The sequence below is a fragment of the Pseudomonas sp. 02C 26 genome (assembly GCF_002843585.1).
Taxonomy (GTDB): domain Bacteria; phylum Pseudomonadota; class Gammaproteobacteria; order Pseudomonadales; family Pseudomonadaceae; genus Aquipseudomonas; species Aquipseudomonas shirazensis.
Genome location: NZ_CP025262.1, coordinates 805,256 through 831,193 on the forward strand (window position 1 = coordinate 805,256; position 25,938 = coordinate 831,193).

The window sequence follows — 25,938 nt, forward strand, 5'->3', positions numbered from 1 at the left end:
CTCTCAGCTGATACGTGGCGCGGCGGCGTCGGTGCGGTGGCGGCGATGGAACAGGCGCTCCAGCGCCAGGTAGATCACCGGCGTCGTGAACAGGGTCAGCGCCTGGCTGACCAGCAAACCGCCGACCACGGCGATGCCCAGCGGCTGGCGCAGTTCGGCGCCGGTGCCAAAGCCGAACATCAATGGCACCGCGCCCAGCAGCGCGGCCAGGGTGGTCATGATGATCGGCCGAAAGCGCGTCAGGCACGCCTGGTGAATGGCCTGCTCCGGGCTCATGCCGTGTTTGCGCTGAGCCTCCAGGGCAAAGTCGATCAGCAGGATACCGTTCTTCTTGACGATGCCAATCAGCAGCACCACGCCGATCAGGCCCATGATGCTGAAGTCCTGCCCCATCGCCCAGAGCAGAATCAGCGCACCGAGCCCCGCCGAGGGCAGGGTCGAAATGATCGTCAGCGGGTGGACGAAGCTCTCGTAGAGCACGCCGAGGATGATGTACACCGCCACCAGCGCAGCGAGGATCAGCCACGGCTGGCTCGACAACGAACTCTGAAAGGCCTGCGCCGCGCCCTGGAAGTTGCCGCTGATCGAATCGGGCATGCCCAGTTCGCGCTGGGTCTGCTCAAGGATGCGCACGGCATCGCCAAGGGCCACTCCCGGCGCCAGGTTGAATGACAGGTTGGCGGCCGGGAACAGGCCGTCATGGGCGATCGACAGCGGCCCGGTACTCGGCGCAGCGACATGCGCCACCGCTGCCAGTGGCACCATTTCGCCGGTCAGCGGCGAGCGCAGATAGAAGTAGTTGAGGCTTTCGGCCTTGCCACGCTGGCGCGCGTCCAGTTCGAGGATCACCTTGTACTGGTTGGTCTCGGTCTGGAATTCGCTGATCTGCCGCTGGCCGAAGGCGTCGTACAGTGCCTGGTCGATATCGGTGGTGGTCAGGCCGAAGCGTGCCGCCGCCTGACGGTCGATGTCGATGCGGGTGACGCTGGCGCCCAGCTGCAGGTCATTGGACAGGTCACGCAGGGCCGGCACCTCGCGCAGGCGCTCGGTCAGGCGTTGGGTCCAGAGGTTCAGGGCAACGCCGTCGTTGCTCTTGAGCACGTATTGATACTGCGTGCGCGACGGCCCGGAGCTGAGGTTGATGTCCTGGCCGGCGCGCATGTACAGCACCACCCCAGGCACCTTGGCCAGTTGCGGGCGCAGCCGGTCGATCAGTTCGCTGGCGGTGACGTCGCGCTCGCCGCGGGGTTTCAGAGCAATCCAGAAACGGCCGTTGGCGATGGTCTGGTTGTTGCCGGTCACGCCCACTGCGTGGGAGAACGCGCGCACGGCCGGGTCAGCCTCGATGATCTTCGCCAACGCCTCGTGCTTGGCGACCATCGCCGGGTACGACACATCCGCCGCCGCTTCGCTGGTGCCAAGGATGAAACCGGTGTCTTGCAGCGGGAAGAAGCCTTTGGGGATGGCCACGTAACCGACTACCGCCAGCGCCAGGGTCAGGCCGAACACGCCGAGGGTAAGCCGCTGGTGGGCGAGGGCGCGATTCAGGCCCTTTTCGTACCAGCGCAGCAAGCGCTCACCGAAACCGCCATGCTGCTCGGCACTCGGCCTGCGCATGAACAGGGCGCTGAGCGTGGGTGCCAGGGTCAGCGAGACCAGCACCGAAATCAGGATGGTCGCGGTGGCAGTCAGGGCAAATTCCTTGAACAGCCGGCCGACCACACCGCCCATGAACAGCAGCGGGATGAACGCGGCAATCAACGAAAAGCTGATCGAAATCACCGTGAAGCCGATCTCGCCAGCGCCTTTGATCGCCGCTGTACGGCTGTCATCGCCGGCTTCAAGGTGACGGTGAATGTTCTCGACCACGACGATGGCATCGTCGACCACAAAGCCGACCGAAATCACGATCGCGACCAGGGTCAGGTTGTTCAGGCTGAAGCCCATCACGTACATCAGTGCGCAACTGGCAATCAGCGACACGCCAAGCACGCTGGACACCACCAGGGTCGCCGACCACTGGCGCAGGAACAACGCCATCACTCCGATCACCAGCACCACCGCAATCAGCAAGGTCAGCTCGACCTCGTGCAGCGAGGCGCGGATGGTCTGGGTGCGGTCCTGCAGTACTGACACTTCGACCGAGGCCGGCAGCATCTCCTGCAAGCGCGGCACCGCCGCCAGCACGCGGTCGACGGTGTCGACGATATTCGCCCCCGGCTGGCGGAACACCACTAGGTTCAACCCCAACTGATTGCCGGCCCAGGATTTGACGTAAGCGTTCTCGGCGCCCTCGATGACCTTGGCGACATCGCTCAGGTAGACCGGTGCGCCATCGCGATAGGACACGATCAGCCGGGCGTAATCCTCGGGATGAAACAGCTGATCGTTGGCGCTGATGGTCGACACGCTGTGCTCACCGTACAGAGCGCCTTTGGCCAGATTGAGGCTGGTCTGCTGGATGGCCAGGCGGATGTCGGCCAGGGTCAGGCCGATGGCGGCGAGTTTTTCCGGCTGCGCCTGAACCCGGATGGCCGGGCGCAGCTGGCCGGAAATATTGATCAGGCCGACCCCGTCGATCTGGCTCAGCTGGCGCGCGAGCAAGGTCTCGACGTAGTCGCTCAGTTCGTTGCCGGGCATTTGTGCCGAGCTGACGGTAAGCACCAGCACCGGACTGTCGGCCGGGTTGACCTTGCGCCAGGTCGGCGGGTTGGGCAGGTCCTGGGGCAGTTTCGAGGTGGCCGTGTTGATCGCCGCCTGGACCTCCTGGGCGGCGGTGTCGATGTTCTTGTCGAGGCTGAACTGCAGGATCAGGTTGGTCGAACCCAGTGCGCTGCTGCTGGTCATCTGGGCCAGGCCGGGGATGGCGCTGAACTGCACCTCCAGAGGCGTGGCTACCGATGAAGCCATGGTTTCAGGGCTGGCCCCGGGCAGCTGGGTGGTGACCTGAATGGTCGGAAAATCCGCCTCCGGCAGCGGCGCCACTGGCAACCTGGGGAAGGCAATCGCGCCGAGCAGGATCAGCGCGAAGGTCAGCAGCAGGGTTGCCACCGGGTGATCGATGCACCAGGCCGAGAGGCCGTTGCGGCTGTTCATGGCTGTAGCCTGGGCTCGGCCAGCTCAGTGCTGGCGGGTGGATCGCCGAGCACTTCGACGCGCGCGCCAGGTTTGAGCCGCGACTGGCCATCGACTACCAACTGGTCGCCGGCGGCTACCCCGCTGATGATGGTCAGGTCGCTGTCTTGAAACAGCACCTTGACCGGCACGCTGGTGACCTTGTCGCCGTCCAGGCGATAGACGTAGTGGCCATCGATGCCGCGTTGCACCACCGGCGGTGGCACCACCAGCGCGCCGCGATCAAGCCCTGTGCGCAGTTTGACCGTGACCAGTTGGCCGGGCCAGAGCAGGCCGTACTTGTTATCGAACTCGGCCTTGATGCGCAGGGTGCCGGTGTTGGCTGATATCTGGTTGTCGATCAAGGCCAGGCGGCCTTCACCGAGCAGCGTGCGCTGATTGTCGGCATCCATGAACGCTTGCACCAGTGCCGGCTCGGGTGCCTTGAGCAACTGCTGCAAGGTGGGCAGCAGTTGCTGCGGCAGGGCGAACTCGACTGCAATCGGATCGATCTGGGTCACGCTGAACAGGCTCTGGGTATCGCTGCTGCGCACCAGATTGCCGGGGTCGACATTGCGGATACCGACTCGCCCGGTCACCGGCGAGCGGATCTGCGTGTACGACAGCTGCACCTGCGCGTTGACGATGGCCGCCTGATTGCCTTTAGCGGTTGCCTGCAGCTGCTTGACCAGCGCTTGTTGCTGGTCAAAGGTCTGCTTCGATACGCCGTCATCGCTGCTGAGCAAGCGATAGCGTTTGAGATCGACCGCAGCCACCTGCAACTGCGCCTGGCTCTGCTCGAGCAAGGCGCGGGCCTGATCGAGACTGGCGCGGATGGCCCGGTCGTCAATGACCGCGAGCAGATCGCCCTGCTTGACCCACTGACCTTCCTTGACCAGCACCTGGGTGAGAATGCCGTCGACCTGCGGGCGGATCTGCACGTTGTGCAGCGACAGCACGCTGCCGATCGCCGTGGCGAAGCGCGGCACGTCCTGCTGCGCCACCTTGGTCACCCGCACCGGCACTGCGCTGGGCGCGTGATTCTGCGGCGCTGGCTGGCGCTGGCTGAACCACCAGGCAAGCGCGAGCAGGACGATCAGCGCAATACACAGCACAATCACAGAGCGGGACGGACGTCGCATCGGGTCGGGTACCGTAGCCGAAGGGAAGGGGGAAACGCTTTGGTCTACTCACAGCTTATAGCCCGGCAACCGGGTCGCCAGGGTGACAGCCAGCTGTCAGCCCTGACAGTTTTGCCCGGCACAGCGGCGCGCTCAATGCCTGCGCCGCACTGCAGTGTCGTTCAGAAACCGATAAAGGCGTAGTACTGCGGCGTCTCGGCGGTGGTGCGCAGGCCATGTTCGAGCAGCTCGGCGCTCAGCGCCGGGTCGATCACATGCACGCTCCAGGCAGCACGCTCAGCGCTGGCGACCTGCTCCAGCGCTGTGCTGAATGCGCCCATGTCCGGCAGGTACGCAGTGAAGCCGTTGCCTTTCAGGGCACTGGTGTTCATCCCCAGCGCTTCGCAGATGGCCACCTTGGTGGCGATGTCATCGCGGTCGGCCTGGCGTGACGCGGCGATCAGTGCGACCAACTGCGGATCGGCCAGCACCTGCCCATGGATCAACTCAGGGCCTTGTTGCCATGCCTCGGGCGGGCAGTCCTTGTTCTCCGGCCGCAGCGGCAGATGCGGATTGATCTCGGCGGGATAGATCCGGCACACCAGCGGCCGTGTTTCATAGATGCGGCACAGGTCGTGTTCATCGAGGTTGCGGCAGCGGCCAGGGTTGAACGCGGCAAAGGTCACCGACACGCGCAGCTCAGCTGCGCCGCAACTGACCGGATATGAACGCCCCAGCACATGTTCGCGCTGGTCCAGCGGCATGCCTGGGCCATCGCTGACGAAGCCTTCGATCAACACCACTACCTGCCCCTCTGCGGCCACCCATTGGCGGGCCTCGGCGAGGGTCAGTGGCACATGGTGGCCGGTGCAGCATTTGCCACAGCCGGTGCAGGCAAAACGAATGGGTGGATTCACTTGGCGCTGGGGTTCCACTCGCTGACGTAGGCCTGCTTGTGCGCACGGTCATACAGGCACAGCTCGGTGCCGGTGCGCTTTTTCATGTGCTTCTGCGGGTAGATGCCTTCGATCAGCAGGGCGCTGTAGCCGACCCGATCATCGAACTCGGTGGGTTTGCCGCGGGCGTGGGCGTCTTTCAGTTGGCTGGCGGCCAGGCAGTCCTTGAGCATCTGCTGGCGATATTCGTTCCAGGCTTCACTGCTGGAAGCCTGGGCGACACCGCTGCTCAGGGCGCAGACAGCGAGGAGGTAGCGCAAACACTTCATACAGGGTACCGGTAACAATTGCCCAGGGAGCGCCGATTATGCCTGACTCGTCACCCGCTGGGCATGCAGCTGGCGGTGTGCGCCGGGCAAATGGCAACCAGGTGTTACCGTTCGGCGAATACCACGGTGCGCGCTGCGGTGACCAGGCACTCGGTGAGGTCGGGCGAGGAGAACTTGGTGAGGATCGCATTGGCGCCGGCATTCTTCGCCTTCTCGCTGCTCATGGCGCTATCCAGCGAGGTGTGCAGGAGGATGTACAGGTGCTGGAAGTCGGGCGTCTCGCGCAGGGTACGGGTGAAGGCGTAGCCGTCCATCTCGGACATCTCGATATCCGAGACGATGATGTTGATCTCGCGTTCGGTGCCTTGCAGCTCGAGCAGGACGTTGATCGCATCCTTGGCACTGCGCGCGGTGTGGCACTCGATACCGAGGCCGCGCAGGGTGTGCACCGACTGCTGCAGGGCAACCTGGCTGTCATCGACCACCAGGATGTTGGCGGCCGCGAGCAGGCTGGCGTCTTCCTCGCCGAGTTCGCCCGGCAGCGGCTCGGCTGGCGCCGGGGCGATGGCGTGGATGACCTTTTCGATATCCAGTACCTGCACCAGGGTGTTGTCGACCCGGGTCACGCCGGTGATGAACGAACGGTTGCCCGAGCCGAATGGCGGCGGTTTGATGTCGGTGCTCAGGCAATGCACGATGCGGCTGACGGCCTGTACATGCAGGCCTTGGCGCGAGCGGCTGATCTCGGTGACGATCAGGCAGCCGCCATCGGGGTCGGCCAGCGGCCGTTCGCCGATGGCCAGCGACAGGTCGATCACCGACAGCGAGTTGCCGCGCAGAGTGGCCACGCCTTTGACGTGCGGGTGCGACTCGGGCAGCTTGGTCAGCTGTGGACAGGTGATGATTTCACTGACCTTGAGCAGGTTGATCGCCATCAGCTTGCCGCTGCGCAGGGTGAACAGCAGCAGCGACAACGAGTCCGCGCGGGCATTTTGGGTGGCCATGGGCAACCTTCGGCTAAGTCAGAATAGGGAGGATGCCGGGTTATCGGCCTGCCCGGCCCAGGCTTTAGCACCATCCTTTATCAACTGCGCACGCGTACTACTGTAGGAGCGGCCTTGTGTCGCGAAAGGGCTGCGTAGCGGCCCCAGGATCTGCGCAACACCACATAATCGCCGGGCCCGCTTTGCGGGCCTTTCGCGACGCAAGGCCGCTCCTACGGGGACCGTGTTGGTCTTGGGGCAACCGGTTCAACGTTCGCGCAGGGCCTCCTTGGCTCGATTGAGTGGCTTGATCAGGTAATCGAGGATGGTTTTTTCGCCGCTGCGGATGTCCACCGTAGCGATCATGCCCGGGACAATGGCGAAATGTTTGCCGGCCTTGTTCTGCAGGCTGTCCTGTTCGGTGCGGATGAACACCCGGTAGTAATAGATCTCGGGTTTGAATTCGTCCTGCAGGGTATCTGGCGAGATACCCACCACCTTGCCTTCGAGGCCGCCATAGATTGAGTAGTCGTAGGCGCTGATCTTGACCTTGGCCGCCTGATCGGGGTGGATGAAGGCGATATCGCGCGGGGCAATGCGTGTTTCGATCAGCAGGCGCTCGTCCATCGGTACGATTTTCATCACCTGGCCGCCTGGCTGGACCACCCCGCCAAGGGTATTCACTTCGATATCCTTGACGATGCCGCGTACCGGCGAGCGCAGGGTCAGGCGGGACAGCGAGTCGTTGCGGCCGCGGATCACCTGCTCGAGGCTGTCGGCTTCGGCGCTGGCCCTGGCCAGGTCTTCGCGGGCGCGCACCAGGTAGTCCGAGCGCGCTTCGTTGGCCTTGAGTTCGAGCTCCGAGCGCTGGCGGTTGAGGCGGATCACTTCGACCCGGCTGGAGGCGCCCATCTTGGCCAGGTTTTCGGTGATTTTCAGTTCGCTGCGCACCAGCCGCAGCGAGTCCTCGATGCCGGCCAGGGTCTGCTCGAGGCCGCGGCGGCGGGTCTGGTACAGCGCGGTTTCGGTCTCGATCAGCTCCGGCGACTTGCTCAGGCTGGGCGGGAAGTTCAGCGGCTTGCCGGTGACCTCGGCGCGCAGCCGGGCGACGCTGGCCAGCGCTGCCCAGTACTTGGCCTCGCTCTCGCCGACGCTGGATGAGGTCTTGGTTGGATCGAGCTGGGCCAGCACCTGGTCGCGCTCGACCAGATCGCCTTCGGCGACGTTCATCTGCGCGACGATGCCGCCTTCAAACGACTGGATCACCTGCTCGCGCGAACTGGGGATGACCTTGCCGGTGCCGGTCGACACCTCGACCACCTCGAACCACGCCGCCCAGGCCAGAAACGCCGCCAGCATCAAGGCGCAGACCATGATGATGCGCCCGGCGCGCAGCACGGCGTGGTCGTCTTCTCCATCCAGGTATGATGCCGGAAGTTCGTGGCTGCTCATGCTTTGCCTCCCTGGCTTGGCTGACCGCCCTGACTCAAACGTGACAGGGCAGCGTCACGTTTGTCGTCGATGATGATCCGCCCGCCATCGAGCACCAGCACCCGATCGACCCGTTGCAGGACGCTCATGCGGTGGGTGGCGATGATCAGCGTGCGGCCCTGGCAGAAGCGCTCGAGGTTATCCAGCAGGCGCCGTTCGCTGATGTCATCCAGCGATGCGGTCGGCTCATCGAGCAGCAGCACCTGTGGCTGGCGCACCAGCAGCCGCGCCAGGACCAGGGCTTGGCGTTGCCCGCCGGACAAGCCTGCGCCGCCTTCGAGCACCAGGTGGTCCATGCCCTTGGGCAATTGCCGGACGAATTCCAGCGCGCCACTGGCAGCCAGGGCGGCGAGCAGTTCCTGGTCGCTGGCCTGGCCGGCGCCGAGGGTGAGGTTTTCCCGCAGGGTGCCGTGGAACAGCCGCGAGTACTGCGCCAGCAGGCCGACGTCGCGGCGCAGGTCGGCCGGGTCGAGGTGGGCCATGGCGATGCCATCGAGCGTGACCTCGCCCTCGACCAGATCCATCGCCCCGCCCAGTGCCTGCAGCAGGGTCGACTTGCCAGCACCATTGCGGCCCAGAATCGCGATGCGTTCGCCAGGCTGAATGTTCAGCTTGCTGATGCTCAGGGCCGGCGGTGCTTCAGGGCTGTAGCGGAAAGTGGCCTGGCGCAGCTGATATTCGCCACGAATTGCCGGCAGGTGCACGCGTGCTTCGCTTTCGGGGTGATCGACTGGTGACTGCATCAATTTGTCCAGCCCTTGCAGGGCGACCTTGGCCTGTTGCCAGCGGGTCAGCACGTGGGTCAGTTGGGCCATGGGCGCCATCATCCGCGACGACAGCATGGATGCCGCGACCAGGCTGCCGGTGGTCAGGTCACCCGCAATCACCATCGGCGCGCCGACCACGATGACCACGGCAAACACCGCGCCCTGGACGTTCTGGGTCCAGGTCACCAGGCCATTGGTCAGCGTGCGCAGTCTCAGGTTGCTGTGGGCGCAGGCGGCGTTGTACTGGTTCCATTGGCGCTCGAAGCGGGCCTCGGCCTGCAGCGCCTTGATCTCGTCCATGCCCTGGATGCTCTCGACCAGCATGGCGTTGCGCAGCGCCGACTCGCGCATCGACGCATTCGCCAGGCGTGCCAGCCGCCGTTGCGCGAGCAGGCCGGGCAGGAGCATGGCCACCAGCGCTGCCAACGGGATCACCACCAGCACGCCGCCGATCAGCCAGAACACCAGCAGGAACAACAGGAAGAACGGCAAATCGGCCAGCGCCGTGGTAGTGCTCGAGGTGATCAGGTCGCGGATCTGTTCCAGTTCGCGCAACTGTGAGATGAACGAGCCGGTAGATTTTGGCCGCACCGAGTTGCGCAGGCGCAGGGCATGGCCGAAGACCAGGTCGGAGATGCGCAGGTCGGCGCGCTTGCCGAGCAGGTCGGTGACCTTCAGGCGCAGCAGGCGCATGCTGAAGTCGAACACCAGCGCCAGCACTACGCCGCCGAACAACACGTACAGGGTCGGCAGCGATTCGGCCGGGATCACCCGGTCGTATACCTGCATCGAGAACAGCACCCCGGCCAATGCCAGCACGTTGGCCACCAGTGAGGCGAGCATGACCTGGCCATACGGGCGCAGGTCGCGCAGGACGATGCGGGCGAACCAGTGGCGGTCATACGGCGCGGTGTAGTCGTCGGTGCGCACATCGCGCAACGGCCGCGCCGGACGCAGCAGGGCCACCCGCACGATGCGGCCGGTCAGCGCCTCACGGGGCAGCCGTGAGGTCAGCCCCTGATCACCGGCGAACACCACTGCCAGATCGTTTTCTTCGGTAACCGCCTCGACCGTGGCTAACTGGCCGTCGTCGAGTTCCAGCACCATCGGCGTGCGCCACTGGCGCAGGCCTTTGGCATCGAAGCGCACGAAACGCAGGGTCAGCCCGGCCTGCCGCGCCATGTGCCGCAGGATCTCGTCCAGCGGCCGCGCATCCTCGATGGCGGCCAAGCGGATGCGCTGCGGCGAGACGTCCAGGCGGTAGTGGTGGGCGACCTGCAGCATCACCTCCAGCCACGGTCCGAGGTCAGCCCGGGGCGGTGCGTCCGGCGCAGCCGCGGCCTGTTGCGTCTGCTGCAGATCAAGGTTGACGGTGTCGCTCATGGTTGAATCTCCACGCCTTGCAGGCTGCGGCCTTCAAGAGCGAAGGCCGAGCGCAGCGCACTGCTGTTGTAGAGGCAGTCGATATCCAGTCGGAGCAGGTCCGAGCGAGTGCCGGCCAGTTCGAAGCGTGACTGGTAGATCTCCTGCTCGGCGTTGAGCAGGTCGAGCAGCGGTCGCGTGCCGAGGTCCAGGTACTGCCGGCCATAGAGCATGCGCGCCTCCTGGATGCTGACCTGGCGCGCTTCCAGAGAGTGCAGCCGCCGCGCCAGGCCGGCGGTCTGCGCCTGCGCCTCAGCCAGGCCGCGGCGGGCCTGCAGGCGAGCGGCGTCTTCAGCAGCGTCGGCCGAGGTCAGCGCATATCCCGCGGCGCGGCTGCGGGCACTGACGGCGCCGCCTTGATAAATCGGCACTTCGAGGTTGAGGTAAATGCCGGCCTGGGTGCGGTCGAGGCGCGAATTGTCGCGGTCGTATTCGTTGTCCAGGTAGTGATTGACCTGCGGCTGCAACGACAGGGTCGGGTAGGCTTCAGCCTTGGCCTGGGCCAACTCGGCCTGAGACTGCGCACGCAATGCCAAGGCCATCAGCACCGCTGGCAAACGCTCGTCGCCGTCTTGGGTGCGGCTGCAGGCACCCTCCAGTTGGCGCGGTGACTCCTCGGCCAGCGCCGGTGGCGAGATGCGCCCGAGCAGCGCCGCCAGGGTCGAGCGCCAGCGTTGGTGCTGCGCTTGATATTCAGCGAAGGTGGCCCGCGCGCTTTCGACCCGTGACTCGGCCTGCACCGTGTCGGAACGGGCGCTGGCGCCCATGTCGCTGCGTTGCCGGGCGAGCTCGACGATGTCGCCGACGCCGCGGATCTGCTCGCGGGCGATCAATGTCAGTTGCTCGTAGCGGCGGGTTTCGATCCAGGCATAGGCGGTGTCGCGGGCAAGGTCATCGAGCACCAGCAGGATGTTGGCCTGGGCCCGGGCGGCAGCGGCGCGGGCGGCGCTGACGGCGTTGTCGACCTTGCCGAAGTCATACAGCATCTGCTTGAGCGACAGGTTTAGTGCCTGGCTGCTGCGGTCGGCGCCGTTGCCGGTGTCGTAGCCGCCGCGCAGGCCGCCGGAAATCTGCGGGTAATAACCAGCGCGGGCGACGTTGATGCCTTCGCCCTGTTTGTACAGGTTGCCTACCGCTTCGGCGATGCTGGGGTGCCATTGCGCGGCCATCAGCACCGCCTCGTCGATGCCGAGGCGGTCGCCAGCTATTGCCGACTGGCCGACCGGCGCGCGCGCCGGTACGGCATCCGGAGCATCGCGCAACAACGACGGGCCGATCTGGCGCAGTTGCGGGTCTATGTCATCGGCCGCCATGGCGACCGGGTAGAGGTTGCACGCGAGGAGCCCGAGGGCTCCCAGTAACAGCGGTGACAGCTGACAGCCTCGCTTCACAGGTTTCCCTTACTGCTGGTCGTCCTTGCCGCCGGTTGCCCGGCGGGATTCATCAGCTTCAAACAACGTGGATGCCGTTCTGTACCCACAAGTGGTGGCTTGGATCCTCCTGAGCGGTGTACTGGGTATAGTCGATACCGTCGGCATTCTGCTGGCCGGTCAGGGTCCAGTTGTCGCTGAGCTGCACGGTATCGTTGCTGTCACCCTTGATCAGCAGAGTGTCGTTGGCGCTTTCGGTCACCGCCACCACGTCGGCCAGGCTCAGGCTCAAGGTCACCGAACTGCTGTCATTGAGGTCGATCACCTCGATGTCGTGCAGGCGCCCAACCAGGCTGCCGAGGTCGATACTGGCATCGCCGCCGGCCCACAACAGGGTGTCGGTACCGCTGCCGCCGTCGACGTTGGTGAACTGCTGATCGACGATCACCAGGGTGTCGTCACCGGCGCCGCCGGTCAGGCTGATTGCCCCACCCTGACTGCCGTCGAGGTGGTCGTTGCCATCGCCGCCGTGCAGCCCTTCGACCGCAGTGGCGGCGGCCACACTGAACAGCGCGCCGGCGTCATCGTCGCCGCCGGCCAGCAGTGCCGAGGTAGCGGCAAAGGCCCCGGCATTGTTCAAACCGATGGTCAGGGTGGCGGTGTCGGTGGTGCCGTTGGGGTGGGTCAGTTCGTAGGTGAAGGTGTCCTGCTGGCCAATCACGGCAGCGCTCAGGCCGGGCTTGAGGGTATAGCTGTAGCTGCCATCTGCCTGCACCAGCAGCGTGCCGTAGGTGCCGGTGACACTGATGCCGTTGTAGCCGGGGATGGCATAGGTGTTGGCCGCCACCAGCACGCTGAGCACGGTCAGGCTGGAGCCGAGGGTATCGCTGCCGGTACCGGTGGTGTCGTTGAGCAGGTTGCCGCTGACCGGGGTGTAGCCACTGACTACGAATTCCTTGGTGTAGGTGGTGGTGGTGTTGATCGTGGTGGCAATCGAAGCGGCCAGGCCAATGCCGCCGGCGCTGACGCGAATTTGATACGAACCTGGCCCCTTGTCCTGGAAGGTGTACGCCGCGCCGCCGCCGAGCAGGCTGACCAGTGAGCCGCCATTAACGGTTTGCTCAACTACATACAGACCTGTTGCCGGATTGAGCTTGAGCAGCTCGATCTTGGTGCCGTTGAGCAGCCCGAGCAGATTGCTCGAGTTGAGCACTACCTGCAGATCGGCAGTGGTGTCGACCGCAACCGTATTGGTTGCCGACGTCACCGAGCGGCTGCCAATCAGCGGCAAGCTCAGGTTGGCCAGGTTGGCGCTGCCGCTGGTTTCACGGTTGACCAGGCTGATACCGGTGCTGTCGAGGTCGTTGACCGCGTCGACCACGGTGGCTGGCGCGCTGTAGTTGTTGTCGTTCCAGATCTCGGTGGCTTGTGGGCTGTCGATGCGCACGTAGAGATTGGCGGTGTCTTTGAGGCCGTTGGCATGCAGCAGCTGATAGCTGAACACATCGACCTTGCCCACACTCGACGGGCTGCCGTTGGGGGTATAGCTGTAGCTGCCATCGGCGCGGATCAGCAAGGTGCCGTACAGACCCTGCACTTCGGTGGCGGCGCCGGCGGAGACGTAGCTGCCGTTTTTCAGGACCTGCACCACCGCGCCGTTGTCCGGACCGGTCTGGTCGACGCTGCCGTCGGTGCCAGGGTCGCTGAGGACGTTGCCGGTGGTCGGCGTGCCGGTGCCGGTGAACTGGGTCAGGCTGGTGGACTGCACGTCCAGACTGGTGGTGACTGTGGTCAGCAGACCGATACCGCTGCTGTTGACCGTTAGCCGATAGTCACCCGCCAGCAGTTCGCCGATATTGACCTGCAGACCCTGGCCCAGCGGCAGCAGGATCAGGTCGAGCAGCCCCTGGCTGTTGCCGGTGGCGAGGGTGACCCAGGCGCCGGCAGCATTCTTGACCTGCAGGGTGTAGGTCGCGCCGTCGAGCAAGGCCAGGGCGCTGCTGGTGTTGAGGGTCAGGGTCGGATCGGCAGTAGTGCCGGCGGCGACCGTCCAGGTGAAGGTTTTCGAGAAGCCGGACACCACCGTCAGGAAGCTGTCGGCGAATGTCTTGGTGGTGACGACCGGGGCCAGGTTCACCGTGGCTACCGCCAGGTTGTCGCTGGCCGAGACTGGCGCGTTGGCGTCGACGTCCGGCGCGATCAGCGCAACCCCGGCGGAGACATTATTGCGCGGGTCGGTAAGGGTGATCGAAAGGGCTTGGCCGTTATCCTGGGCAGGGCTCAGGGTGACCGTGAAGGTGCCGTCCGGATTGACCGTGGCAGGCTGCGAAACGACCCCGCTGGGACCGCGCACCGTCACCGTCGCGCCAGGCTCGCCGCGCCCGGTGATGACGCTGCCGTCGGCATTGATCACCAGATTGCTGGCGATGGCGGGTGGGGTGATGTCCGGGGCAGTCAGGGCCACCCCGGAGGTATTGCCCGCGGCATCGCTCTGGTTGACCGTCAAGGCCTGGTTGTCGACCTGCGCCGCCAGCAAGCTGACCACGAACAGGCCGTTGGCGCCGACGATGGCGCTGCCCAGCACTACGCCGCCGGCGCCGAGCACGGTGATCTTGTTGCCGGCGATGCCGGCGCCGCTGACCAAGGTACCAGCAGCATTGATGGTGGCGGTGGGGGCGGGCGGTGGCGTGGTGTCCGGCGCGCCGGTGGTGGTGGTGCCGGAGATATTGCCAGCGGCGTCGGCCTGGCGCACGGTCAGCACCTGGCCGTCGTTCTGGGTAGCGGTGAGGTTGACGGTAAATTGCCCGTTGGGGCCGACCACGGCGGTGCCCAGCGGTGTGCCTGTAGCCGAGAACACGCTAACGGTGGCACCGATTTCGCCGGTGCCACTGAGCTGGGTGCCCAAGCCATTGACCAGCAAGTTGCCTGGCGGGTTGGGCGCCTGCACGTCAGGGGCGATGAAGCCCACGTTGTCGGACAGATTGAGGGCAGCGTCGCGCTGGCTGACCTCAAGGATCTGACCGTTGAGCTGTGGCGCATTGAGATTGATGCTGAAGGCGCCGCCAGCGTTGACCTGGCCACTGCCGAGCAGATTGCCCTGGGTATCCCGTACGAACACGGTGGCTCCCGCCTCACCGGTGCCGGTCAGGACCAGACCGTTGCTGGACAGTGCGCTGACTACCGGTATCGCAGGTGGAGTGGTATCACCGGCCTGGACAATGACCGGGGCCGATTCGCCGGCGTCGGCCGCGTCGGCGGTTACCGAGAGCACCTCGCCGTTGCGTTGCGGTGGGTTCAGCGTAACGCTGAAACTACCGTTGGCTTGAACGACCAAGGCCTCGCCGATGACCTGACCGGCCGCGTTGTAGACGGTGATGCTGGCGCCGAGGATCGAGGTACCTGTCAGGGTTTCGCCATTGGCAATCAGCGCGACATTGAGCGGCGCGGCGGTCAGCGGTACCAGCGGCGGGGTGTAGTCGGCCGGCAGCGAAGGGTTCTGCGCGGCATCGGTCTGCACCACGCTGAGTTCTATACCTGGCAGGGCCAGGGTATCGAGTTCGATCTGGAACGTGCCGTTGGCGAGCACAGTGCCCTCGCCGATCTGCACGCCGTTCTGGCTGACGATCACACTGGCGCCGGCTTCGCCGCGGCCGCTGAGTACGCTGTAGGTCGCATCGATCACCAGGTTGCTGACCGGTGCCGGTGGGCTGGTGTCTTCAGCCGTGACAGTCACCGCCAGCGCGGCGTTGCCGGCAGCGTCAGTAGCAACCACGTCGAGTATCTGGCCGTTGTTTTGTGGCGGGTCGAGGGGCACGCTGAAGTTACCGCCTGGGGGGACCTGGATGGAACCGACCACGGTGTTGTCCGGGGCGCGTACGGTGATGAAGCTGCCGGGCTCGCCAGTGCCGATGAGCAGTGTGCCCTCAGGGTTGATGGAGAGGGCAGTGGGTTGCGCTGGCGGGGTCAGGTCAGGTGCCGTGACGGCAAAGGCCGGCGACGGATTGCCGGTAGCATCCTGGGCAACGATGCTCAGCACCTGGCCGTCAAGTTGCGCCGGTGACAGGTTGAGGACGAAGGTGCCATCGGCGGCGATGCTGCCCTGACCGACCAGGTCGCCCTTGTCGTTGAGCACGGTCAGCCGTGCGCCGGCCTCACCGGAGCCTTTGAGCTGGGTGCCGCTGGCGTTGATGGTAGCGTCGACGGCAGGCGGTGGAGTGGTGTCCGGCGCGGTCGCCGGGGTGCTTGGCGACAGGTTGCCTTTGGCATCCTCAAGGGTCACCTGCAGTTGCTGGCCGTTGTTCTGCGGCGGGTTCAATGCCACCACGAACCTGCCATCGGCGCCAACCTGCACGGTGCCGATCTGGCTGCTGCCAAGGTAGACCCTGGCGGTACTGCCTGGCTCGCCGACGCCGCTGAGTTGGCTGCCATCGGCATTCAGTTGCAGTTGCGCAGGTGCCTCAGGTGGGGTCAGGTCAGGTGCCTCGACGTTGACCGGCTGGCTGATGTTGCCGGGCGGGTCGGCCTGTTGCACCGCGAGCACTTGCTGGTTGATCTGCGCGGGCGTGAGCATGACCTCGAAGCTGCCGTCGGCAAGCACTTTGGTAGTGCCCAGCAACGTGCCGTTGGCATCGGTCACGGTGACGGTTGCGCCGGCTTCACCACGGCCGGCGATCATGCTGCCGTCGGTACTGATAGTCACCGCAGTGAGCTGCGCCGGCGGGGTGAAGTCAGGCGTATCGAGAGTTGCTGGCGCAGAGACGTTGCCGGCCAGGTCGGTCTGGGTCAGGCTGAGCCGTTCGGCATTGCCCAGGGCAGGGTTGAGGGTGAGGGTAAAGAAGCCGTTGGCATCGACCAGTGCTTCGCCCAGCGGCGCGCCATCCGGGCCGCTGACCTTGACCGTGGCCCCGGCCTCGCCGCGACCAGTCAGGGTCGCGCCGTCGCTGGCAATCGCCAGCGCCGTCAGCGCATCCGGTGCGGTGATATCGGCCGCGGTGGTGCTGGCCGCCGGCGATTGGTTGCCGGCGTTGTCAGTGAGCACGACCTGCAGGCTTTGGCCGTTGGCCTGGATCGGATTGAGCGAGACCTGGAAACTGCCGTCATCACGCACGATGCCGCTGCCGATGACGCTGCCGTCAGCGGCCAGCACAGTGACTTTGCTGCCAGCTTCGCCGGTGCCGTCGAGCAGGGTGCCGCCGCCGGTGACGGCGAGGTTGCCTGGTGCGTTCGGGGCGAGCAGATCGGGTGCGGTCAGGCTGACGCTGTTGGATTCGTTGCCGGCGGCATCGGTCTGGCTGGCGTTGAGCGCCTCGCCATTGCGCTGCGGAGCAGTCAGTTGCAGGCTGAACCGGCCGTCGGCGCCGACCACCCCTTCGCCCAGATCGACGCCTCCAGGGCCGCTGATGCTGACCCGGGCGCCGGGTTCGCCACGGCCGGTCAAGGTCAGCCCATCACTGGCCAGTTGCAGTTCGCTGAGCGGCTGCGGCGCAGTGGTATCCGGCGCCTGCAGGGTGGCCGGCAGCGAAGCGCTGCCGTCGGTGCCGACTGCGCCGACCTGCAGGGTTTCACCGTTGGCCTGGACGCTGTTGAGCGCCACCGTGAAGGTGCCGCCTGCCGCTACCACCGCAGTGCCAAGCACTACGCCGCCTGGGCCGTACACCGTGACCGTGCTGCCGGGAGTGCCGCTGCCGGTCACGCTGAGGCCATCTGCGGCCAGCAGCAGATTACCGGGGATATCCGGCGCCAGGCTGCCTGGGGCAGTGACGGTTTCGGCGGGCGAGGCGTTGCCGCTGGCGTCGCTCTGGACCACGCTGAGATTGCTGCCGACGATTGCCGCCGGGCTCAGATTGACCGTAAAACGGCCGTCCGCAGCCACTGTAACGGTCCCCAGCAAGGTGCCATCGGCTGCCCGCACTGCCACCGTTGCGCCAGCTTCGCCGGTGCCGGCCAGGCTGGCGCCATTGGCGGCCACGGCGAGGTTGGCGACGGCGGCGGGCGGGGTAGTGTCAGGTGCGGTGAAGTTACCGGGTTGGGACACGTTGCCGGCGGCGTCGGTGGCGGTCACTTGCAGGGTTTGACCGTTGGCCTGGACGCTGTTGAGGGTGACCTGGAAGGTGCCATTGCTGGCCGCGACCACGCTACCGAGAACATTGCCGGCACTGTCGCGGACAGTGACCGTACTGCCCGCCTCGGCGGTGCCGCTCAGTTGCACGCCGTTACTGGCCAACAGCAGATTGGCAGGCTCTGCGGGAGGGGTCAGGTCCGGAGCTGTCACGGCCACAGGCGCTGAGATGTTGTTGCTGGCGTCGCTCTGGGTCACGCTCAGGCGCTGGGCGTTGAGTTGTGCGTTATCCAGGGTCAGGGTAAAGCTGCCGTTGGCGGCGACGTTGCCGCTGCCAATGATGGTGCCGTCCGGGCCGCGCACCGTGACGCTGGCGCCGGGCTCGCCCAGGCCGGTCAAGGTCAGGCCATTGTTGTTGAGCATCAGGTTGGTCAGCGGTGCCGGTGGGGTCAGGTCAGGCGTGTTGACCGAGGTCGCGGGTGAGGTATTGCCCGCGGCGTCCTGCTGGGTCACGCCGATCGGCTGGCCGCTGGCCTGTGGGCTGTCGAACGTCACGCTGAAGCGTCCGTCGGCACCCACTGTGGCTGTGCCAAGCAAGGTGCCGGCACTGTTGCGCACCTCGACACTGGCACCGGCTTCGCCCAGACCGGAAAGCTGACGGCCGTCGGCGCTGAGCACGGTTTGGGTGACCGCCGCAGGTGGCGTGCGATCGGGTGTGGCCAGGCTGGCGGGAGCAGAAACATTGCCAGCCGCATCGCTCAGGGTGACCTGCAGGGGCGCGCCGCTGGTTTGCGCTGCCGGCAGGGTGATCTGGAACTGGCCGGACGGGTTGACGGTACCGCTAGCCAGCACCGCGCCACTGGCGTCGCGCACGGTGACGATGGCCCCGACTTCGCCCTGGCCGCTGACCACGGTAGCTGCGCTATTGAGGCTGACGCCGCTGGCCGCCAGGGGCGCCTGCAGGTCTGGCGCAGTGGTCGTCGCTGCCAGCGAAACGTTGTTGCTGGCGTCGCTCTGGGTGACGGTCAACAACTGCGCATTGGCTTGTGGCGGAGTGAGGCTGATGCTGAACAGGCCGGTACTGCCGACCGTCGCCGAACCGAGCAGGGTGCCATTGGCATCCACTACCGAAACGGTCGCGCCGACCTCGCCGCGACCCGTCAGCAGGCTGCCGCTGCGGTCAATCGCCAGTTGTGTTGGCGCATCAGGCGCCGTGGTGTCCTCAGCCGTGACGATAGCCGGTACCGAAGGTTTGCCTGCGCCAAAGCGCGCGTTGACCTGCAGGGTCTGGGCGTTGAGTTGAGCGTTGCTGAAGAACACCCGGAAGATACCATCGCTGCCCACCGTCGCAGTGCCCAGGGTGGCGCCGGCGGAGGTCACAGTGATCAGTGCACCGACTGTGCCCATGCCGGTCAGGACGAAGCCGTCAGCGCTGAGGTCGAGGTCGGTCGGTGTTGCGACTTCGCTGCCATCCGGGCCGGCCAGCGGTGTGCTGGCTTCGCCGCCCGGGTCCTTGACCACTACAGTGGCGCTGTCGCCGCTGGCCAGCGGCGGGTTGATCGGCACCACGAAGCTGCCGTCCGGGCCTGCCACCACGCTGCCTATGTCATTGCCGTCAGCGTCACGCACGATCACCGTGCTGCCGGGCTCGGCGTTGCCGCTGACGCTGGTGCCATCAGGGCTGACGCTGATATCGGTCGCTTCTGCGGGTATGGTGGTGTCAGGGGCGGTGATCGGCAGCACCGGGCTGGTGTTGGTGGCCGCATCGACAGCCTCCAACAGCAGCGGTTGACCGTTGTTCTGGCTGCCTGGCAGCTGCACGCTGAAGCTACCGTCTGCCTCGACATCCCCTCTGATCAACTCGATGCCGTTGGCATCGCGAATGATCACCTCGGTGGCACCTGGAGCAGTGCCGGTGACCGTGCCGTCATTGGCCACGCTGACGCCGTTGGGCAGGGCTGGCGGGGTCAGGTCGGGCGCGGTGACTGGCACCACATCGGATTCATTGCGGCCATCGGTGGCGACCACGCTCAAGCCCTGGCCGTCTTTCTGCGCTGGGTCGAGAATGACGCTGAAATCGCCGCTTGGCGGCACGGTGGTGCTGCCGATCACAGTGCCGGCAGCGTCACGCACTTCGACCGTGCTGCCCGCTTCGCCCCTGCCACTGACCTGGGTGCCATCGGCGTTGACCTGCACGCCGGTTGGCAGGATCGGGGCAGTAGTGTCGATGGCGTTGATCGGCACGCTCGGGGAGGTCTGCCCTTGCAGGTCGGTGACGGTTACCGACAACTGCTCGCCCGCGACCGGCACGGGGTTGAGCGGGAGGCTGAAGCTGCCGTTGTCAGGCACCACCACACTGCCGATGAGGTCCCCGTTCGGGTCGCGCACCTGAACCGTCGTGCCGGGTTCGGCCTGACCGCTGATCAGGTTGCCGCCCGCATTGAGTTGCACCCCTTGAGCAGCTTCAGGAGCTTGCAGGTCTGGCGCGGTCAGGGTGTCCGGCTCGGAGATGTTGCCAGCCTGGTCCTTTTGCGTGGCGGTCAGGGTCTGGCCGTTGAGCTGGACGGGGTTGAGGGCGACCTGGAAGCTGCCATCGCCCTGCACGGTTGCGCTGCCAAGGATGACGCCGCCAGTGCCGGTCACGGTGACGACGCTGCCTGGCTCACCGCGTCCACTGAGCACACTGCCGTCCGCCGCCAATACCAGGCCGGTGGGCGCATCGGGGGCCTGGCCGTCAGGGGCGGTGACGGGCACTGTGGTGGAGATATTGCCCGCCGGATCGCGCTGCTCGACGGTCAGTGCCTGGCCGTTGTTCTGGGCTGGGCTGAGGGGAATCGTGAAGCCGCCGTTGGCTTGCACTACCGCGCTGCCGAGCACTGTACCGTCAGCGGCGCGTACGGTTACGGTAGCGCCGGGTTCGCCAAGGCCTGTGATCTGGCTACCGGTGCCATTGATCGCCTCATTGCTGATCGGCTCCGGTGCCTGAGTGTCGGGCGCAGTGAAGTCGACCGGACCGGCACTGTTGCCGCGGCTGTCGGTGGCTTCGACGGTCAGTTTCTCGCCGTTGCGCTGGGGCTGGTTGAGGGTCACGCTGAAGTTGCCGTCGGCGCCTACCGTGCTACTGCCCAGCACGGTACCGTCGGCAGCCCGCACGGTGACCAGCGAGCCGGCCTGACCGACACCGGTCAGTTGGGTGCCGGCGATATCCAGTGCCATCTGCGCCGGTTGCAACGGGCCGTCGAGGTCCGGCGCCGTTGCGCTGGCGCTGGACTCGTTGCCCGCCGCATCGCGCAGCTCGACGTCGAGCACCTGGCCATCGGTCTGGGCGGGGACGAGGGTGACGGTGAATACGCCATTGGCGCCTACCAGCGCAGTGCCCAGCAGATTGCCCTGAGCGTTGCGCACTTCTACTGTGGCGCCGGCTTCGCCGCGGCCGGTCAGGGTCACGCCGTTGGCGCTGATCTGCAGGTCGCTGGCTTCGCCTGGGGGGGTGATATCCGGGGCAGTGATCTGCGCTGGCAGCGAACTGCTGGCGCCATCCACCGCAACCACGTCGAGCAATTCGCCGTTGGCTTGCGCCGGGTTCAGCGGCAGGGTGAAGGTACCGCCGGCGCCAACCACCGTGCTGGCCAGGACATTGCCTTGGGCATCACGAACGTCGATCCGCGTACCCGGGGTAGCACTGCCGCTGATCGAGCTGCCGTCCGCGGCCAGGTTGAGATTGCTCGGGGTCGCCGGGATAGGTGTAGTGGGTACGGTCAGGTCGAGTTCCAGCGAGGTGTTGCCGGCGGCATCCTTCTGCACCAGGCTGATCGCCTGGCCCGCAGCGGCGGGGGTATCCAGATCGAACAGGAAGGTGCCGTTGGCGCCGACTGTGCCAGTGCCGAGCAGGGCGCCATTGGCATCCCGCACCTCGACGATGGCACCTGCTTCACCACGACCGGCAATGGTCAGACCGCCATTGCCCACGGTCACGCCGCTGATGATCGTTGGCGCAGTGATGTCCGGGGCGTCGTAGGCCAGCGGCGTCGATGCGTTGCCGGCCAGGTCGATGACGCGGATATCGAGCACTTCACCATTGGCCTGAGGTGGGTTGAGGGTCAGGGTGAAGGTGCCGTTGGCAGCTACGATGGCGCTGCCGAGCAAGTCGCCATTGGCGTCGCGCACCTCCACCCGGGCGCCTGGTTCGGCGCTGCCGCTGAGGGTCTCGCCAGCGCTGAGGCTGATGTTTGTAGGCTGGGCGGGGGCCTGCAGGTCAGGGCTGAGCAGCGTAGCTGGGGCCGAGGCATTGCCAGCGGCGTCGGTCAGGGTAACTTGCAGGCTTGAGCCATTGGTAACTGCAGCAGGCAGTTGCAGGTTGAAGCTGCCATCGGCCAGGACGGTGCCGATCGCGAGCAGGTTGCCTTGAGCGTCAAGCACCTTGACCGTGCTGCCCGGCTCGCCGCGACCCGAGACCGTACGCCCGTCTCCGCTGATGGCCAGCCCGCTGGCCGGGTTTGGTGCGGTGGTGTCGGGGCTGTCCAGATCAGGTGCGTTGACACTGCCGGGCGCAGACAGATTGCCTTTGGCATCGGTGGCGGTAACCTGCAGTGCTTCGCCATCGACCTGGGCCGGATTCAGGGCGATGGTGAACACGCCGGTTGGGCCGACCACAGCTGTGCCGAGTTCAACGCCATTGGCGCCCACCACTCGCACCGTGCTGCCAGGCTCGGCGCGGCCGCTGAGCTGGCTGCCATCAGCGCTGACCACAAGCTGGCTGGGGGCAGCGGGCGCGGTGATATCCGGTGCGCTGATCTGCACTGGCAGGGACACGCCGCCGTTGCCATCAAGGGCAACTACGTCGAGTAACTGACCGTTGGCCTGAGCAGGATTGAGCACCACGATAAAGGTGCCTTCGGCGCCGACCACGACGCTGCCGATCACGTTGCCATTGGCATCACGCACCTGAATGCGGCTGCCAGGCGGGGCGGTGCCGCTGAGCGAGCTGCCATTGGCGGCGATGCTCAGGTCACTCGGGCTGACTGGCGTAGTGGTAAGGGGCACATCGAACGGCAGCGGCACTGACGCATTGCCGCTGGCGTCGGTCTGCACCACGTTCAGGCGCTCGCCTGGCTGCACGGCGCCGCTGAGCTCGATCAGGAAGGTCCCGTTGGCAGCTACTGTGCCGCTGCCGAGCAGCACACCATTGCTGTCGCGTACTTCGACCGTGGCACCGGGCTCACCGCGGCCGCCCAATACTTGCCGATCCGGACCGACAACCAGGCCACTGACTGCGGCTGGGGCGGTGGTGTCGGGGGCATTGAACTGGAGTGGCGCCGAGGTGTTCTGGGCGGCGTCGACCAGGCGCACGTCCAGCGCTTCACCGTTGGCCTGGGGCGGATTCAACGTCAGGCTGAAACTGCCGTCGGCAGCCACAACGCCGCTGCCGATCAGGGTGCCTGAGGCGTCGCGGACCTGCACCGTGGTGCCTGGCTCGCCTTTACCGGTCAGGGTGACACCGTTGCTCAACTGCAGGTCGGTGGGCTGCGCAGGTGCAAGCAGGTCGCGCGACACCACGCTGCCGGCGGCGGAGACGTTGCCGGCCGCATCGGTGAGGGTGACCTGCAACGTGCTGCCGTCGAGCACGGCAGGGTCGAGGGTGATCTGGAAGGTGCCGTCGGCGCCGACGGTGCCGCTGCCCAGCAGGTTGCCGTCAGCATCGCGCACTTGCACGGTGGTGCCCACTTCGCCGCGACCGCTCAGTTGTTTGCCGGTGCCGGCGATGACCAGATCGGTTGGCGCATTTGGCGCTGTGGTGTCGACCGGCGGCGTATCGATGTCCGGGGCCGTGGTGTTGCCAGGCGCTGAGGTGTTACCGGCAGCATCGGTAAGGGTCACCTCGAGCGCCTGGCCGTTGGTTTGTGGCGGGCTCAGGGTGACATCGAAACGGCCGTCGGCACCGACTGTGCCGGTGCCGATCAGGTTGCCCGCCGCGTCACGGATGTTGACCGTGGTGCCGGCTTCGCCCCGGCCGCTCAGGCGCAGGCCATCAGGCGAGACCAATAGATCGATCGGGCTGGCGGGTGCGGTGGTGTCGCCAGGGTTCGGTGAGCTGCCACCGCTGCTGCCACCGCCGCCGCCACCACCACCACCGCCGATTGCCGCCGCAGCACCACCGGCGCCCAGCAAGCCCAGGGCCGCGATGGCAAAGGTGTTGGTCCCGCTGCCGGCAACGCCGACCCCGGCCATCAGCTCATCCAGCGAGGCGATGTCCTCGAAGGTGAAACCGGTAAAGGCCTCTGCGTTGTACTGGGCGTGCCAGAGCGTGCCGTCTTCGCCGACGAAGACCATGTCGCTCTGCTCGCCCGCCGCGTCGACTACAAAGAAGTTGCCGATGGTGACCTTTTCGCCCGACTTGAGCGTGACGATCAGGTCCTGGCCGCTGCGAGTGACGGTGGCCACTTCGCCGGGCGGCACAGGCATCTGCACCAGGCCCGGCCCTTTCAGGCTCAGATTGCCCCAGGCGTTCTGGGTAACGGCGGCGGTTTGCTTGTCGGCAACGACGATGTTGTCCATAGGTGCTCCCTGCTGATGGACCGGCGGTGAACACAGACCAGAGGGCCGGCGCAGACATGCGCAGCAGCCGTCTAGAGCGGTCCTTGTTCACCGGTAGTAAGGGAGATATAGCAGCCGTGCGGGAGCCAACCAGAGGCTTTCTGGGTTAATCCTTTTGTACAGTCGCCCTCATTTGAGGCCTAGCCGACGACATAAACGGCTGAGGTTTGCCCGGTCCAGGCCGAGCTCGCGAGCCGCGCTCGCCCAGTTGTTCTGGTGCTTTTGCAGGCAGGCCTCGATCAGCTGGCGTTGATAACTATCGACGGCCGTACGCAGGTCGCCGTTCGTCGTCTGAATCGCATCGGCGGGCAGCGGCAGCGCCGCGGCTGGCATGGGCGCTACGCTGCGCAGGTCGAGGTCAGCGGCCTGCAGGGTGAGAATGCGCGGGCGCTGTGCTTGCTGGCCAAGCGCCTTGAGCGCTGAACGGCCAATGAGGTGTTCCAGCTCGCGCACGTTCCCTGGCCAGTCGTACGCCAGCAAGGCAGCCTGGGCTTCGCTGCTCAGACGCAGGCTGTTCAAGCCCAGGCGCGAGCGGTTTTGTTCGAGGAAGTAACCGGCCAGCAGGAGCACGTCGCGGCCGCGCTCGCGCAGCGGCGGCACCTGCAAGGGGTACACACTCAAGCGATGATAGAAGTCGGCGCGGTAACGGCCGTTGCGCACTTCGTCGGCGAGGTCGCGGTTGGTCGCGGCGATCAGGCGCACGTCGACATGGTGCTCGCGGTCCGAGCCGAGCCGTTGCAATTGGCCGCTTTGCAGCACTCGCAGCAGCTTGGCCTGGACCGTCAGCGACAGCTCGCCGACCTCATCCAGGAACAAGGTACCGCCGTTGGCCAGTTCGAACTTGCCGCGACGCTCGCCATGGGCGCCGGTGAAGGCGCCGCGGACATGGCCGAACAGCTCGCTCTCGACCAGGGTGTCCGGCAGCGCTGCGCAGTTGAGGCTGATCAGCGGCTTGTTGGCGCGGCTGCTGGCCTGGTGCAGGGCCTGGGCGACCAGCTCCTTGCCAACGCCGGTTTCGCCGGTGATCAACACGGTCAGGTCGCTGCTGCCGACCAGGCGGATTTCTTCGAGCAGATGGGTGTGGGCCTGGCTCTGGCCGATCAGCTCCTTGTCCTGGCCACTGGCCTGGCGATAGACCTCGGCTCGCTGGTGCTCGTCCTCGGCGCGCAGGGCCAGGTGCTGAATCCGCTCGGCGACGGTGACCGTGGCGGCGGCGAGGCTGGCGAAGGCCTGCAAAGCTTCCAGTTCCAGGCTCTGAAACTGCCCCGGGGTCAGTGCATCGAGGGTCAGCAGACCCCACGGCTGCTCGTCGACCAGCAACGGACAGCCCATGCAGTCATGGACCTCCAGGTTGGCGCCAGGGGCATTGACCAGACCGTCGTACGGGTCGGGCAGGTCGCTGTCACTGGCGAAGCGGGTCGGTTCGCTGTGGCTGAGCAGAATCTTGAAGCGCGGATGCTCGCTGACCCGAAAGCGCCGGCCAAGGGTATCCGGGGCAAGCCCGTCGACCGCCAGCGGCACCAGCCATTCGCCATCCAACCGGAGCAACGCAGCCGCGTCGCAAGGCAGCAGGCTGCGCATGGCTTGCAGCAAGCGCCGGTAGCGTTCCTGGTCGGGCAGATCGCGGGACAGGTCGCTGACCAGCGGAAGAAGGGCAGTGAGCAGTGGCTTTGTGGTCATAAAGACTCCTTTTGGTCTTTATGACTATAGTCCGGGATTGGTCATTTTGACATTGCTTGCTTGAATGTCCCGGTTTTGCTGGGGCGGATAGTTGGCATGATTGCTGTAACAGC

The 25,938-nt window shown here is 66.0% G+C and carries 10 protein-coding genes; all 10 read right to left on the reverse strand.

What is annotated here, in order from left to right; genetic code table 11:
• Positions 1 to 3: 3 nt before the first annotated feature.
• Positions 4 to 3,096 carry a multidrug efflux RND transporter permease subunit gene (locus CXQ80_RS03740; protein ID WP_101316614.1) on the reverse strand — a complete coding sequence of 1,031 codons (3,093 nt, stop codon included), beginning with the start codon at positions 3,094 to 3,096 and terminating at the stop codon, positions 4 to 6.
• Complete coding sequence (locus tag CXQ80_RS03745) at positions 3,093 to 4,256, reverse strand: efflux RND transporter periplasmic adaptor subunit (protein WP_101316616.1); 1,164 nt, start codon at positions 4,254 to 4,256, stop codon at positions 3,093 to 3,095. Before CXQ80_RS03745 ends, CXQ80_RS03740 begins: the two co-directional genes overlap by 4 nt.
• Positions 4,257 to 4,417: 161 nt before the next feature.
• Complete coding sequence (locus CXQ80_RS03750; protein WP_101316618.1) at positions 4,418 to 5,152, reverse strand: YkgJ family cysteine cluster protein; 735 nt, start codon at positions 5,150 to 5,152, stop codon at positions 4,418 to 4,420.
• Complete coding sequence (locus CXQ80_RS03755; RefSeq protein WP_101316620.1) at positions 5,149 to 5,460, reverse strand: hypothetical protein; 312 nt, start codon at positions 5,458 to 5,460, stop codon at positions 5,149 to 5,151. The genes CXQ80_RS03750 and CXQ80_RS03755 overlap by 4 nt, the downstream gene beginning before the upstream one ends.
• A 104-nt stretch (positions 5,461 to 5,564) precedes the next feature.
• Positions 5,565 to 6,464, reverse strand: a complete 900-nt coding sequence (locus tag CXQ80_RS03760) for a chemotaxis protein (RefSeq protein WP_101316622.1) — start codon at positions 6,462 to 6,464, stop codon at positions 5,565 to 5,567.
• 246 nt (positions 6,465 to 6,710) lie between these two features.
• Positions 6,711 to 7,895 carry an HlyD family type I secretion periplasmic adaptor subunit gene (locus CXQ80_RS03765; protein WP_101316624.1) on the reverse strand — a complete coding sequence of 395 codons (1,185 nt, stop codon included), beginning with the start codon at positions 7,893 to 7,895 and terminating at the stop codon, positions 6,711 to 6,713.
• The gene (locus tag CXQ80_RS03770; RefSeq protein ID WP_101316626.1) at positions 7,892 to 10,084 is read right to left on the reverse strand and encodes a type I secretion system permease/ATPase; all 2,193 of its coding nucleotides are present in this window, start codon (positions 10,082 to 10,084) and stop codon (positions 7,892 to 7,894) included. The genes CXQ80_RS03765 and CXQ80_RS03770 overlap by 4 nt, the downstream gene beginning before the upstream one ends.
• Positions 10,081 to 11,514: a TolC family outer membrane protein gene (locus CXQ80_RS03775; protein WP_101316628.1), complete on the reverse strand. Its 1,434-nt coding sequence runs from the start codon at positions 11,512 to 11,514 to the stop codon at positions 10,081 to 10,083. The genes CXQ80_RS03770 and CXQ80_RS03775 overlap by 4 nt, the downstream gene beginning before the upstream one ends.
• Positions 11,515 to 11,572: 58 nt before the next feature.
• Entirely contained in the window at positions 11,573 to 24,106 is a 12,534-nt protein-coding gene (locus CXQ80_RS03780; RefSeq protein ID WP_101316630.1) for a BapA/Bap/LapF family large adhesin, read from the reverse strand.
• Between the two features lie 168 nt (positions 24,107 to 24,274).
• Positions 24,275 to 25,825, reverse strand: a complete 1,551-nt coding sequence (gene norR, locus CXQ80_RS03785; RefSeq protein ID WP_101316632.1) for a nitric oxide reductase transcriptional regulator NorR — start codon at positions 25,823 to 25,825, stop codon at positions 24,275 to 24,277.
• Between the last annotated feature and the right edge of the window lie 113 nt (positions 25,826 to 25,938).

What these genes read in the sequence shown, in the direction of transcription:
- CXQ80_RS03740 (WP_101316614.1), bottom strand. Translation starts at nt 3,096, where the DNA reads ATGAACAGCCGCAACGGCCTCTCGGCCTGGTGCATCGATCACCCGGTG.
- CXQ80_RS03745 (WP_101316616.1), bottom strand. Translation starts at nt 4,256, where the DNA reads ATGCGACGTCCGTCCCGCTCTGTGATTGTGCTGTGTATTGCGCTGATC.
- CXQ80_RS03755 (WP_101316620.1), bottom strand. Translation starts at nt 5,460, where the DNA reads ATGAAGTGTTTGCGCTACCTCCTCGCTGTCTGCGCCCTGAGCAGCGGT.
- CXQ80_RS03760 (WP_101316622.1), bottom strand. Translation starts at nt 6,464, where the DNA reads ATGGCCACCCAAAATGCCCGCGCGGACTCGTTGTCGCTGCTGCTGTTC.
- CXQ80_RS03765 (WP_101316624.1), bottom strand. Translation starts at nt 7,895, where the DNA reads ATGAGCAGCCACGAACTTCCGGCATCATACCTGGATGGAGAAGACGAC.
- CXQ80_RS03770 (WP_101316626.1), bottom strand. Translation starts at nt 10,084, where the DNA reads ATGAGCGACACCGTCAACCTTGATCTGCAGCAGACGCAACAGGCCGCG.
- CXQ80_RS03780 (WP_101316630.1), bottom strand. Translation starts at nt 24,106, where the DNA reads ATGGACAACATCGTCGTTGCCGACAAGCAAACCGCCGCCGTTACCCAG.
- norR (WP_101316632.1), bottom strand. Translation starts at nt 25,825, where the DNA reads ATGACCACAAAGCCACTGCTCACTGCCCTTCTTCCGCTGGTCAGCGAC.